9 protein-coding genes are annotated in these 12,612 nt (G+C 75.5%); 6 read left to right on the top strand and 3 right to left on the bottom strand.

Features of this window, described 5'->3' with window-relative positions; translation table 11 throughout:
- Positions 1–18 precede the first annotated feature (18 nt).
- The 4 genes from AB0N90_RS01000 (at position 19) to AB0N90_RS00985 (ending at position 4,103) form a co-directional block, all read left to right on the top strand.
- Complete coding sequence (locus AB0N90_RS01000) at positions 19–984, top strand: Lrp/AsnC family transcriptional regulator (RefSeq protein WP_365192142.1); 966 nt, start codon at positions 19–21, stop codon at positions 982–984.
- 103 nt (positions 985–1,087) lie between these two features.
- Positions 1,088–2,023, top strand: coding sequence for a M56 family metallopeptidase (locus AB0N90_RS00995; protein ID WP_365192141.1), 936 nt, complete (start codon positions 1,088–1,090; stop codon positions 2,021–2,023).
- 544 nt (positions 2,024–2,567) lie between these two features.
- On the top strand, positions 2,568–3,278 hold the full coding sequence (locus AB0N90_RS00990) for an HAD-IA family hydrolase (protein WP_365192140.1): 711 nt from the start codon (positions 2,568–2,570) through the stop codon (positions 3,276–3,278).
- 156 nt (positions 3,279–3,434) lie between these two features.
- The gene (locus tag AB0N90_RS00985) at positions 3,435–4,103 is read left to right on the top strand and encodes a helix-turn-helix domain-containing protein (RefSeq protein WP_365192139.1); all 669 of its coding nucleotides are present in this window, start codon (positions 3,435–3,437) and stop codon (positions 4,101–4,103) included.
- Between the two features lie 136 nt (positions 4,104–4,239).
- On the opposite strand, the gene AB0N90_RS00980 is transcribed toward AB0N90_RS00985, so the two are convergent.
- Positions 4,240–4,740, bottom strand: coding sequence for a DUF6214 family protein (locus tag AB0N90_RS00980; RefSeq protein WP_365192770.1), 501 nt, complete (start codon positions 4,738–4,740; stop codon positions 4,240–4,242).
- A 194-nt stretch (positions 4,741–4,934) separates the two neighbouring features.
- Between AB0N90_RS00980 and AB0N90_RS00975 the strand changes: the two genes are divergently transcribed.
- The gene (locus AB0N90_RS00975; protein WP_365192138.1) at positions 4,935–6,269 is read left to right on the top strand and encodes an FAD-dependent oxidoreductase; all 1,335 of its coding nucleotides are present in this window, start codon (positions 4,935–4,937) and stop codon (positions 6,267–6,269) included.
- A gap of 26 nt (positions 6,270–6,295) precedes the next feature.
- On the opposite strand, the gene AB0N90_RS00970 is transcribed toward AB0N90_RS00975, so the two are convergent.
- Complete coding sequence (locus AB0N90_RS00970; RefSeq protein WP_365192137.1) at positions 6,296–6,652, bottom strand: helix-turn-helix domain-containing protein; 357 nt, start codon at positions 6,650–6,652, stop codon at positions 6,296–6,298.
- A gap of 138 nt (positions 6,653–6,790) precedes the next feature.
- Between AB0N90_RS00970 and AB0N90_RS00965 the strand changes: the two genes are divergently transcribed.
- Entirely contained in the window at positions 6,791–7,870 is a 1,080-nt protein-coding gene (locus AB0N90_RS00965; RefSeq protein ID WP_365192136.1) for an NADH:flavin oxidoreductase/NADH oxidase, read from the top strand.
- Between the two features lie 3 nt (positions 7,871–7,873).
- Here AB0N90_RS00965 and AB0N90_RS00960 read toward each other — a convergent pair whose 3' ends face one another.
- On the bottom strand, positions 7,874–12,604 hold the full coding sequence (locus AB0N90_RS00960) for an HAD-IC family P-type ATPase (RefSeq protein WP_365192135.1): 4,731 nt from the start codon (positions 12,602–12,604) through the stop codon (positions 7,874–7,876).
- Positions 12,605–12,612 lie beyond the last annotated feature (8 nt).

Here is a 12,612-nt window from a genome sequence, read left to right as displayed (position 1 = left end):
CCGGCTAGCCTTGAAGCGGTGGAATCCGACTACGACGAGCTGGACCGTCGGCTCGTACACGCGCTGCAGATCGACGGCCGTGCCCCGTTCAGCACGATCGCCGAGGCCCTCGGCGTCTCGGACCGCACCGTCGCCCGCCGCTACGCCCGGTTGCGGTCGGCCGGGGCGATCCGGGTGCTCGGCGGCTTCGACCCCACCGCGCTGGGCGCCGTCCTGTGGTTCCTGCGGGTGCGCTGTGCGCCCGCCGCGGCGCTCCCGGTCGCCGAGGCGCTGGCCGGGCGCCCCGACACCTCCTGGGTGAGCCTCAACTCCGGTGGTACCGAGATCACCTGTGTGGTCCGGACCGAGAGCGAGGCGGACAGCGAGGCACTGCTGCTGGCCAAACTCCCCCGCACCCCGCGTGTGGAGGGCGTGACCGCGCACTCCGTGCTGCACGCCTTCTACGGCGGCCCCGACAACCTGGTGGGAAAACTCGGGTGGTTGGACGCGGCGGCGATCGAGCGACTGCGCCCGCCGCCGCTGCCGCACCGGCCGGGTCCGGTACGGCTGGACGACGGTGACCGCAAGCTCCTCGCGCTGCTCGCCACCGACGGCCGGGCCGGGTTCGAGCAGTTGGCCGCGGCGACCGGCTGGTCGCCGACGACGGTCCGGCGCCGGATGACGGAGCTGCGCGAACACGGCGTGCTCTATCTGGACCTCGACGTCGACTGGCGCGTGTTCGGCGGGAACGCCCGGACCCTGCTCTGGCTCTCGGTCGCCCCCGCGCACCTGGAGGAGGCCGGCCGGGCACTGGCCGGACACCCGGAGATCGCGTTCGCCGCGGCCACGACCGGCCCGACCAATCTGTACGCGAGCGTGGTCTGCGCGAACCATCGGGAGCTGTACCGGTACCTGACCACCCGCATCGCCGCGCTCCCGGCCATCACCCAGCTGGAGACGGCACCGGTGATCAGGACCGTCAAGCAGGCGGCCAACCGGATATAGCGGAAGCGGTACGGCGGGACGGGCGGCCGGGGCGCGTTGCCTGCGTCACTTCGGCGCGACGGACCGTACCGCCGGGTGGCCCCGCGCTCATAGGGTGCTGCCCATGATGGTCCCGGTGGCCCTTTTACTGCTCGGCGCTCTCACCGCCGTCCTCGGTCCGCGGCTGCTGGCCCGCGCCGACTGGCCGGACCGTGAACCGGTCGTCGCGCTGTGGGCGTGGCAGTGCGTGGTGGCGGCCGTGCTGCTGTGCTGCGCGCTGTCGATGACGCTGAGCGCCGCCGCGGCCTGGGCGCCGGTGCGCGGGCAGGTGTTCGCGCGGGCGCCGCGCGCGGTGGTGGACGCGTACGCCCTCGGCACCGCGAGCCCCTGGGCGGCCACCACCGCCGTACTGCTGGCCTGCGCCGGGCTGTGGAGCGCGGCCATGCTGGTGCGGGAGGTCGTACGATCCGGCGCGCGACGACGGGCGCAGCGGGCCGAACTCCTGGTGCGCGCACCGCTGTTGCCCGGCGAGGAGCCGGGAGCGGGGCGGCTGGTGGTGCTGGAGGAAAGGCGCCCCGACGCCTGGTGGCTGGCCGGTACGACGCCCCGACTGGTCGTCACCACCGCCGCGTTGGGCCGCCTGAAGGAGCGTCAGCTGGACGCGCTGCTGGCCCATGAGCGGGGGCATGCGCAGGCGCGGCACGACTGGCTGCTGCACTGCTCGGCCGCGCTCGCGGACGGGTTCCCCCAGGTGCCGGTGTTCGCCGCGTTCCGGGACGAGATGCACCGGCTGGTGGAGCTGGCCGCCGACGACACGGCCTCCCGGCGCTTCGGCCGGCTGACGACCGCGCTCGCACTGGTCGAACTCAACGAGGAACGGGGCGTGTTCGGGCCCGCCCCGACCCCCGAGGCGCATGTGCCGCAGCGGGTGGACCGGCTGCTCACCCCACCCGACCGCCTCCCCGCCCTGCACCGGCTACGCCTCACCGCGGTCGCCGCACTGGTACCGGCCCTCCCGGTCCTGCTGACCCTGGTACCGGGACTGCGGGCGCTGGGCTGAACGCGGTCCGCCACCTCCGGCGGAGCACGCCTGCGAGCGAACCCGGACAGAGTCCGCCGCATGGCTGCCGCGCTGTTCGGCCTCTCCGGGACACGGTTCTGCGTCGAGCCCACCGACCCCTGGCTGCGCGCGATGCCGAATGAGGCCGAGCGGGGCCTTCCCGTGCCCGAACTGACGGGGGCGAAACCGGCGTTGGGGGACGGCCCACGCTGCCGGGCGGGGCGGCACGGACACGGGACTCTGGAGCGACCCCGATAAAGTCCGCGCCATGACTGCCGTGCTGTTCGACTTCTCCGGGACGCTGTTCCGCGTCGAGTCCACCGAATCCTGACTGCGTGCGGTGCTGGGCGAGACCGGGCGGGACCTTCCCGGGCCCGAACTGACGGAGACGAAACCGGCGTTGGGGGACGGCCCACGCTGCCGGGCGGGGCGGCGCCGGTACGGGGCTCCGGCGCCGGGACCCCGGACGCTCGACCGAGCACGCCCCCCTCTCCGCCGAGCACCACTCGACTCCGCTACGAGCGGCCCCGATAAAGTCCGCGCCATGACTGCCGTGCTGTTCGACTTCTCCGGGACGCTGTTCCGCGTCGAGTCCACCGAATCCTGGCTGCGTGCGGTCCTGGAGGAGGCCGAACGCGATCTTCCCGAGCCCGAACTGATGGAAGCGGCGCGGGCGTTGGAGGCGGCCGGGGCGCTGCCGGGTGGGGTGGCGCCGGTGCGGGTGCCCGAGGAGCCGGCCGGGCTGTGGGCGCGCCGGGACGAGAGCGCGGAGCTGCACCGGGCGGCGTACACGGGCATGTCCCGGCTGGTGCCGCTGCCCGATCCGGGCCTGCACGACGCGCTCTACGCACGGCACATGTCCCCCACCGCCTGGACCCCCTACCCGGACGCCCGGCAGGTGCTGCGCGCCCTGCGCGAGCGCGGGATCGGCGTGGCGGTGGTCAGCAACATCGGCTGGGACCCGCGTCCGGTCTTCCGCGCGCACGGCCTCGACCCGTTCGTGGACGCGTATGCGCTGTCGTACGAGCACGGGGTGCAGAAGCCGGACCTCCGGCTGTTCTCGGTCGCCTGCGCGGCGCTCGGTGCGGATCCCCGGCGGACGCTGATGGTCGGCGACAGCAGGGAGGCGGACGGGGGCGCGGCGGCGCTCGGCTGCCGGGTGCACTTCGTGGAGCATCTGCCGGCCGCCGACCGTCCCGACGCGCTGCTGCCGGTTCTCGGCCTGCTCCCGGGCCTCGCCTCGGACCCGGCCTGACCGTTTCCTGACCGGTTTCCCGGTGTCCGACGGAGCGCGCCGTCCGCCGAGGTGATCCCCCGCGTCACCCCGGCAGACGGCAGCTCGGACCGGACCCGTGGGTTCCGGATGCGTTGAGTATAGTTGGCTGGCAGCCAGTCAACGCAGGAGTCCAGCATGTCCCCGCGCAGCGCCTCGGTCAATGAAGAGTTGCGAAGGCGTTCCCGGGAGCGGCTGCTGCAGGCCGCCGTGGAGCTGGTGGACGAGCGGGGCTTCGAGGCCACGACGCTCGGCGACATCGCGGACCGCGCCGGTTCCGCCCGCGGTCTGGTGTCGTACTACTTCCCGGGCAAGCGCCAGCTGGTGCAGTCCGCCGTGCACCGGCTGATGCACCGCACGCTGGAGGAGGCACTGGAGCGGGAGCCGCGCAGCGAGGACGGGCGGGAGCGGCTGGCCCGTGCCGTCGACGCGATCCTGGGGCTGGCCCGCGACCGGCCGGTGCTGATGCGCCAGCACATGGCGGGGCTGCTCCAGGCCGAGGGCTTCGTGGAGTGCCCGGAGCAGCGGCGGCTGTCGGAGCTGCTCGGCGACACGGTCGCCCGGTACGGCTCCGCGGATGTGACGGCCGACTATCCGATGCTGCGGGCCCAGCTGATGGGCGCGGTGTACGCGGCCCTGGTCCCGGGCGTGCCCATGCCCGTTCCGGCACTGCGCGCCGAGCTGTTCCAGCGCTACGGGCTCGACTGGGAGCTGGGGGTACCTCCGGAGCGGGACGCCGGGTGCGGGGCCGCGGAGCGCGATCTGTCCCGGTTCTTCGCGACCGGGGAGTGCCCGGAGGGGTCGTAGCGCAGCTGACCCGAGGGCCGGGGCGACCCCTGTCGGCGGGCGTGGTTCAGTGTCGGCGGACGCGCACGATGCCGGGACCGGGACCGCCGTGGTCCACCACGGCACCCGGAGGGGACAAGCGGGCCGGGGACGGCTCTCAGCGGCGCGCATGCCTCGGTGTCAGCAGGCCCGCGTCCCTGGCCCGGGCGATCAGGCCGAGGGAGCGCCGGCGGCCGTGTCCGGTGGCCCGCATCACGGCGAGCACCGGGTCCGCGCCCGCGGCCTGTGCCGCGCGGTACTCCCGCGCGAGCAGCAGCCGGCCCTCGGCCCCGCGCGGCCAGGCCGGGCGGGCCCGGCGCCGGCCCCGCCCGGTGCCGGGGTCGTCGTGGTGCGCCGCCGGGACCGGGGCGCGGCCCGCGGTCCGCTCCCCCGCCCAGAACGCCTCCAGGAGCGGCTCCTCGATCCAGTCCGCGAGGACGGTGAGGTCGTCCAGGGAGAGCGCGGGGCGGGCCCGGATCTCCTCGACGCAGACGCTGCCCCCGTCGCTCACCACGGCCAGCGCGTCCACCCCGGCGCCGTCGGGGAAGTCCAGCCGAACGTACAGCCAGGACAGGGTGCCGCCGTGCTCGCGCACCTCCCACGCGGGCCACACGGACAGCGCGCCGTCCTCCGCGTTCCGCTCGGAAAGATCAAGAAAGGATGCTTCGAGCACCTACGCAACGTATCCGCGCGCACACCCTCCATACGGTGGGACACGCGCCCGCGTCACCCGGCGGGCTCTGCCCCCGGGGGCTCCGCGGTGGGACTCTGGAGTTGTCCGCGCACTCTCCTTTCGCCGTCAGGAGTACCGCCGTGCTGCGAGTCGCCGTCGTCGGATCCGGACCGAGCGGGTGCTACACCGCCCAGCAGCTCGTCCAGCAGGACCCCGAGGTGCGCGTGGACGTACTGGACCGGCTGCCGTGCCCGTACGGCCTCGTCCGGTACGGCGTCGCCCCGGACCACGAGAAGATCAAGTCGCTCCAGGCGAGCCTGCGTACGGTGCTGGAGCACGAGCGGGTGCGCTTCCTCGGCGGGGTGCGGGTGGGCGGCCCCGGCGGGGTGCCGGTGAAGGTGCTCCGGGGGCTGTACGACGCGGTGGTGTACTGCGTGGGCGCCGCCACCGACCGCCATCTCGGCATTCCCGGCGAGGAGCTGCCGGGCTGCTGGTCGGCGACCGAGTTCGTGGCCTGGTACAGCGCGCACCCGGACGCGGCCGACGCGGGTTTCCTGCGGGGCGTGCGCTCGGCGGTGGTGATCGGCGCGGGGAACGTGGCGGTGGACGTCACCCGGATGCTGATGCGCGGCGCGGCCGAGCTGCGCCCGACGGACATGCCGCAGGGGGCGCTGGACACGCTGGCGGAGAGCGGGGTCGGCGAGGTGCGGATGGTGGCGCGGCGCGGTCCCGCGCAGGCCCGTTTCACCACCAAGGAGCTGCGGGAGCTCGGCACCCTGCCCGGCACCCAAGTCCTCGTGGAACCGGGCGACTTGGCGCTCGATGCGGCCGACCCCGAGGCGCTGCCCGCGGTGCAGCGGCGCAATCTGGAGGTGCTGCGCGACTGGGCGGAGCAGCCCCCTTCGGGGACCGGCCGGCACATCCGGCTGCGCTTCTTCCTGCGTCCCGTGGAGCTGCTGGCGGACGGCGGCCGGGTGGGCGCGGTCCGCTTCGAGCGCACAATGCCGGACGGACGGGGCGGGGTGACGGGGACGGGGCGGTACGAGGAGGTGCCCGCGCAGCTGGTGCTGCGCTCGGTGGGCTATCGCGGGGTGCCGCTGGAGGGGCTGCCGTTCGACGAGCCGAGCGGTACGGTCCCGCACCTCGCGGGGCGGGTGGTGCGCGACGGCGTGGCCTCGCCCGGGGAGTACGTCGCCGGGTGGATCAAGCGGGGTCCCTCGGGTGTGATCGGCACCAACCGGCCGTGTGCCAAGGAGACGGTGGCCTCGCTGCTCGCGGACGCCCCCGGGCAGGCGCGCTCCGATGCGCCCGAGGACGCGGTCCCCGCGCTGCTGGCGGCCGGGATCGAGCCGGTGGTCTGGGACGGCTGGCTGGCGATCGAGCGGGCGGAGGCCGAGCTGGGCGCGCGCCTGGGCCGGGGTGTGGTCAAGCTGGCGGACTGGGACACCCTATTGGCGGTGGCCCGGTCGTCGTAGCCCCGTCGCGGCCCCGGGCCGCGTACTCAGGCGTCGTCGCCCAGGCGGGCGTGCTGCCCCTTGGCGGCGGCGAGAAGGGCGTCGAGCAGGCCGGGGAAGAGGTCGTCCAGGTCGTCCCGGCGCAGGCCGCTCATCTTGGCCGTGCCCCGGTAGCACTGCCGGATGACGCCGCTCTCGCGCAGCACCCGGAAGTGGTGCGTGCTGGTGGACTTGGTGACCGGCAGGTCGAAGCGCGAGCAGGACAACTCGTCGGCGGCCGTGGAGAGTTCGCGGACGATGCGCAGCCGTACCGGATCGGACAGCGCGTGCAGCACGGTCTCCAGTCGGATCTCCGCCCGGTCGGGGTGCGGCAGCACCCGGCCGGGGGCGGCGGTCTCGGTCACGGCGGCCCACCTTCGTCGCTGGAGTCATGAAACCTTTACGTCCCCGTATTGTACGAGAGCCATCGTAGTTTGACATCTCTCGTACTACGAGGTCTATCGTACGAGCAGACCTGCGGTCCGTGATGAAGGGAGTCCGTCGTGAGCGTGCTGTTCGAGCCCGTCACCCTGCGCGAGGTGACCATCCCCAACCGGGTGTGGATGCCCCCGATGTGCCAGTACTCGGCCGAGCCCGCGGGGCCACTGGCCGGCGCCCCGAACGACTGGCACTTCGCGCACTACGGGGCGCGGGCCACCGGCGGCACCGGTCTGATCGTGGTCGAGGCCACCGCGGTCTCCCCCGAGGGCCGGATCTCCCCCTACGACCTCGGCCTGTGGAACGACACCCAGGTGGAGGCGTTCCGCCGGATCACCCGCTTCCTCTCCGCCCAGGGCACGGTGCCCGCCGTGCAGCTGGCGCACAGCGGACGCAAGGCCTCGACCGAGCGGCCCTGGAAGGGCGGCGCGCCGATCGGTCCGGAGGGCCACGGCTGGGGGCCCCTCGCCCCGAGCCCGCTGCCCTTCGCCGAAGGCCACCCGGTGCCCAGCGAGTTGACGGTGGACCAGATCGGGCAGATCGCCGGGCAGTTCAAGGAGGCCGCGCGCCGGGCTCTGGAGGCGGGCTTCGAGGTCGTGGAGATCCACGGCGCCCACGGCTACCTGGTGCACGAGTTCCTCTCCCCGCACTCCAACCACCGCACCGACGCCTACGGCGGCTCGTACGAGAACCGCGTCCGCTTCGCGCTGGAGATCGTGGACGCCGTACGGCAGGAGTGGCCCGCGGACAAGCCGCTGTTCTTCCGGGTCTCGGCCACCGACTGGCTGGAGGAGGGCGGCTGGACCGCGGACGACACGGTCCGGCTCGCCCGCGAGCTGCGCGCCCATGGCGTCGACCTCCTCGACGTCTCCACCGGCGGCAACGCCTCCGGCGTCCACATCCCGGTCGGGCCCGGCTACCAGGTCCCGTTCGCCGCCCGGGTGAAGGCCGAGACCGGCCTTCCGGTCGCGGCCGTCGGTCTGATCACCGAGGCCGAGCAGGCCCAGAAGATCGTGGCGAACGGCGAGGCCGACGCCGTCCTGCTCGGCCGCGAGCTGCTGCGCGACCCCTCCTGGGCCCGGCACACCGCACGGGAACTGGGCGGCGACGTACGGGTGCCGGAGCAGTATCTGCGCTCGGTGTGAGCCTCAGGCCGGCAGCAGTCGTACGACCGTCTCCTCCAGGCGGGGCAGCGCGCGCTGCCCCGCCAGCGCGAGCGCGATGGCGACGGCCACACCGGCCCAGGCGAACGGCCCGAGCGGGGTGCAGCCGAAGGCGCGGCTGAGCACCGGGGTCTGGACGACGGCGACGAGCACCGCGGCCGAGCCCAGCGAGGTGATCTGCACCAGCCGGCTGTCGCGCCGGTCCAGGAGGGTCTGCACCAGCTGGGTGCCGACCACCCCGCACAGCGCCATGGTGCTGGAGCGGCGGGCGGTGCCCGGGGTGAAGCGGCCGATCAGCCAGGCGGTGAGCGCGCCCAGACAGGTGGTCAGCGCCCGGTGCCTGATCTGCCGCAGCAGCGGGTCGCCCAGCACCCCGGCGGCCTCCTCCACATGGGCGAGGTCCGCCTCGCCCTCCTTCTCCGTGACGGCGACGGCCATCGACGGGAACAGGTCGGTGAACAGGTTCACCATCAGCATCTGCCGGGTGGACAGCGGCGCCCGCCCGGACACCAGGGTGCCGATCAGACCGAAGCCGACCTCGCCCGCGTTGCCGCCGATGAGGATGGCGATGGCGTCGGCGACGCTGTGCCACAGGGCGCGGCCCTCGCCGACCGCGTCGATCAGGACCGTGAGGTCGTCGTCGGTGAGCACGATGTCGGCGGCGTTGCGGGCGGCGGCCGAGCCGCGGGCGCTGATGCCGACGCCGATGTCGGCCGCGCGGATGGCCGCGGCGTCGTTGGCACCGTCGCCGACCATGCCGACCACCCGGCCCGCGTCCCGCAGCGCCTCCACGACCTGGAGCTTCTGCTCGGGCGCCACCCGGGCCACCACGCCCGCGTCGCGCAGCATCCGCGCCCGCGCCGCCCGGTCGGCGGCGGCCAGTTCGTCGCCGGTGACCACCACGGTGTCCTCCGGCCAGCCCAGTTCGGCGGCGATGGCGCGCGCGGTCTGCGGATGGTCGCCGGTGAGCACGACGGGTCGTACGCCCGCCTCCAGCAGCCCCTTCACCAGTGCCGTGGAGGTGTCGCGCGGTACGTCGGACAGCGCCAGCACTCCGGTGAACTCCAGCTCCTGGAGCGGTTGTTCGAGTACGGCGGACTCGTCCTGCCCGTCGTCCAGGCGTCGTTCGGCCACCGCCAGGACCCGCAGTCCCGAACCGGCCAGCTCCTGGGCCGCGTCGGCGGCGCCCGCGGGGAGGCCGGTGCAGGCGGGCAGTACGGTCTCGGGGGCGCCCTTGACCACCAGGACGCGGGAGCCGTCGGCGGTGCGGCCGACGGCGGCCGCGTAGCCGCGGGCGGCCTCGAAGGGCAGCCCGGCGAGCTGCGTCCAGCCGGGGTCGGGGCGGGCCGCGTCCAGGACGGCCTCGTCGGTGGCGTGCACCGGCCGCTCGGTGCCGCCGTTGAAACGGGGGCAGGCTCGCGCGGCGGACCGTACGGTGTCCGCGGACCCGGCGGCGGCCACGGCGCGTACGGTGCCCTCGGCGTCGGAGACCCGCACCAGGCGCAGCCGGTTCTCGGTGAGGGTGCCGGTCTTGTCGAAGCAGATGGTGTCCATCCGGCCGAGCGCCTCCAGGGTGCGCGGGGTGCGCACCAGGACGCCGCCGCGGCTGAGCCTGCGGGCCGCGGCCAGCTGGGCGACGGTGGCCACCAGGGGCAGCCCCTCCGGTACGGCGGCCACCGCGACCGCCACACCGCCGCTGACCGCCTCCCGGATCGGGGTGCCGCGCAGCAGTGCGAGACCGGTCACCGCGGCGCCGCCCGCCAGGGTCAACGGCAGTGCCTTGCGGGTGAGTTCCTGGAGGCGGGCCTGGACGCCGGCGGCCGGGGGCGTGCGCGCGGCGAGGTGCACGGCGCGGGCGGCCTCGGTGTGCTCGCCGGTGTCGACCACGACGGCACGGGCCTCGCCCGCCACCACGGTCGTACCCTCGAAGACCATGCAGCTGCGGTCGGCGACCGGGGCGTGCGGGGTGGGGTCGGTGTCCTTCTCCACCGGCAGGGACTCGCCGGTCAGCGCGGACTCGTCGACCTCCAGGCCCTCCTGCCACAGCAGCCGGGCGTCGGCGGGCACCACGTCGTCGCCCTTGAGCTGGATCACATCGCCCGGTGTGAGCTTGCCCGCCTCCACGGTGCGGGTGCCGTCGGCCGGTGCCTCCGCCGCCGTGGGCACCACGCGCGCCTTGCGCTTCTGGTCCGCGACCAGACCGGACAACGCCCGCTCGGCGCGCAGCCGTTGGACCCCGCCGACCAGGGCGTTCAGATCGAGGGCGCCGACCACGAGCAGGGCGTCCACCGCCGAGCCGAGGATCGCGGAGGCGGCCGAGCCGACCGCGAGGACCGGGGTGAGCGGGTCGTGCAACTCGCCGCGGACGGCCTGGCCCAGCTGGTAGGACCAGCGCACGGGGGCGACGAGCCGATGCCGGTAGACGTCGTCGGCCGCCGTGCGCAGCCCCTCGGCCAGCGTGCCCAACGGCGTGCTCTCGGCGCCGGGTTGGTGTTCGAGCCGGTCCCTGGCCTGGTCCGGGTCCAGTTCGTGCCAGTGCACCCGGGGGCGGGGGTGCGGGGCGCGGGCCACCGCCACGCCGAGCGCGGCGCGCGTCCCGGACAGCAGGGCGAGGACGGCGGCCAGGTCGACGGGCGCGTGCCGCAGCCCCGGCAGCACGGCGAGCCGTCGCCGGCCGCCCTTGGCCTCGCCGACGGCCACGAGGAGTCCGGACAGCGCCGCGCCGGACCGGGCCAGGGTCTGGGACCGCCCGCCGACCGCGCGGGCGGCCGGGATCGCGATCAGCACCCGCCACACGTCGGGCAGCCCGTGCAGGGCCAGCATGTCCGCGCCCCACACCACCGCACCGTCCCGGTCGGTGAGGGCGACGGCGACATCGCTGGCGCGCAGCGCGGCCAGCACGTCGCTCTCCTCGGCCGAGCCCACCCGGGCGACGGTCAGCACGGTGTGCGTCTCACCGCGCGCCTCGTAGACGACGTCGTCCAGCGGCCGGCGGGCGTCCACGACCTGGTCGGCGAGGCCGGTGAAGTCCTCCAGGGCGGGGTCGTCCACCAGCACCACCCGCAGCCCGGCCCGGCGGGCGGCGTCCAGCACCGGTTCGGCCCACGGGTCCGCCTCGCCGTCCGCGCCGCGCAGCGCTCCGGCGTGCAGGACGACGGTCCCGGCCAGGTCCAGCCGGCGCAGCCGCTCCGGGTCGCGGACCAGCACTCCGGTGCGGGACAGGGCGGCGCTGAGGACGGCGTGGAAGGCGGCGGGACCATAGCGGGCGGCCTTGGGGGAACCGGCGAGCACCGCCTCGGCCGCCTCGGTGCCGTCGTGCTTGACCAGCAGGGTGGCCACGGCGCCCAGCACACTGCCGGCCGAGGCGTGGGAGGCGTACTCCTGGGCGGGCGACTCGCGCAGCGGCGGCCGGGGCTCGCCGCCGGGGGCGAGGCTGACGCGGTCGGGCGCGCACAGGTCGTCGTGCACGGCGTCGAAGGCGGCCGCGCGGGCCACGGTCTCGGCGACCTGGCAGGCGCGCAGGGTGCCGTCGAGCAGCAGCGAGGAGGGGGTCTGCCCGGCGCCGTGCGCGGCGGCGTTGGCGGTGGCCAGCAGCAGGTCCATCCGGTCGGGTCCGAGGCGGCCGCGCAGCCAGGCGCGGAACCGCGGGTTCTCCCGCAGCAGCGTCACCACGGCGGTCAGCAGCCGGGGCGAGGGCGGCAGCCGCAGCGCGTATCCGGTGACCGCGACGGCGGTGCCCAGCACGTCGACCCCGAACGCGGCCACGGCGGTACGGACCCCCGCGGGGTCGGCCGGGTGGGTGGTCTCCTCCACGTCCCCGGCGGCCAGTTCGAACCCGTGCCGCGCGGCGAGCCGCGCGGCGTGCTCGACCACGTCATCGGTGGCCTCCTCCTCGGTCACGCTCACCACGAGCCGGCCGAGGCCGTCGTCCCAGTACGCGAAGAGCACATCGGGGCGGTCGGCGAGGATCTCGGCGATACGACGGGCGATGTGGGGCGTGGGGAGGGGGGACGGAGGCTCGGGGCGGGGCGGGGGTTCGGGCGGCGGGGGCGCGGTCGCGGGGGGTTCGGGGGCGGGGGGTGTGGTGTCGGCCGAACGGTCGGGGGCGGGGGGTGTCGTCGCGCCGGTGGGACCGGGGGTGGACTCGGGGGGCGGGGGTGGAGTGGCTTCGCTCGGCGGAGGCTCGGGGGGCGGAGGCTGTGCGCCGGGGGTACCGGTGGCGGGGCCGGGAGACGGGGGTGGGGTGGCTCCGACCGGGGGCTCGGAGGCTGGAGGCTGCGCACTGGGGGCACCGGCGGCGGACCCGGGAGGCGGGAGCGCGGTGGCTCCGCCCGACGAGGGCTCGGAGGGCGAGGGCTGCGCGCCGGTCGTACCGGTGGCAGACCCGGGAGGCGGAGGCGCGGTGGCTCCGCCCGACGAGGGCTCGGAGGGCGAGGGCTGCGCACTGGGGGCACCGGCGGGCTCGGGGGTGGCGGGGCGGAGGGCGAGGTGGGCGCGGGTGCCCGAGCGCCAGTGGTCGCCGGAGCCGGGGAGGGTGTTGCGGGCGACGCGGGCGACCCGCACGGCGGCGTCCGCGCCGCGCACTCCGGCACGCGCGGCGCCCGCGGCAGCGCCGGCGGCCACCCCCACGGTGGGCGCGGCGGCGCGGGCAAGCAGACGTGGCGCCGCGGGCAGCAGCCGGAGGGTGGCCCGCGGCACGGTGAACAGACCTGGCAAGGGGCTCT

Source organism: Streptomyces sp. NPDC093018, assembly GCF_040684035.1.
Lineage (GTDB): Bacteria > Actinomycetota > Actinomycetes > Streptomycetales > Streptomycetaceae > Streptomyces > Streptomyces murinus.
This window is presented reverse-complemented; position numbering and strand designations above follow the sequence as displayed.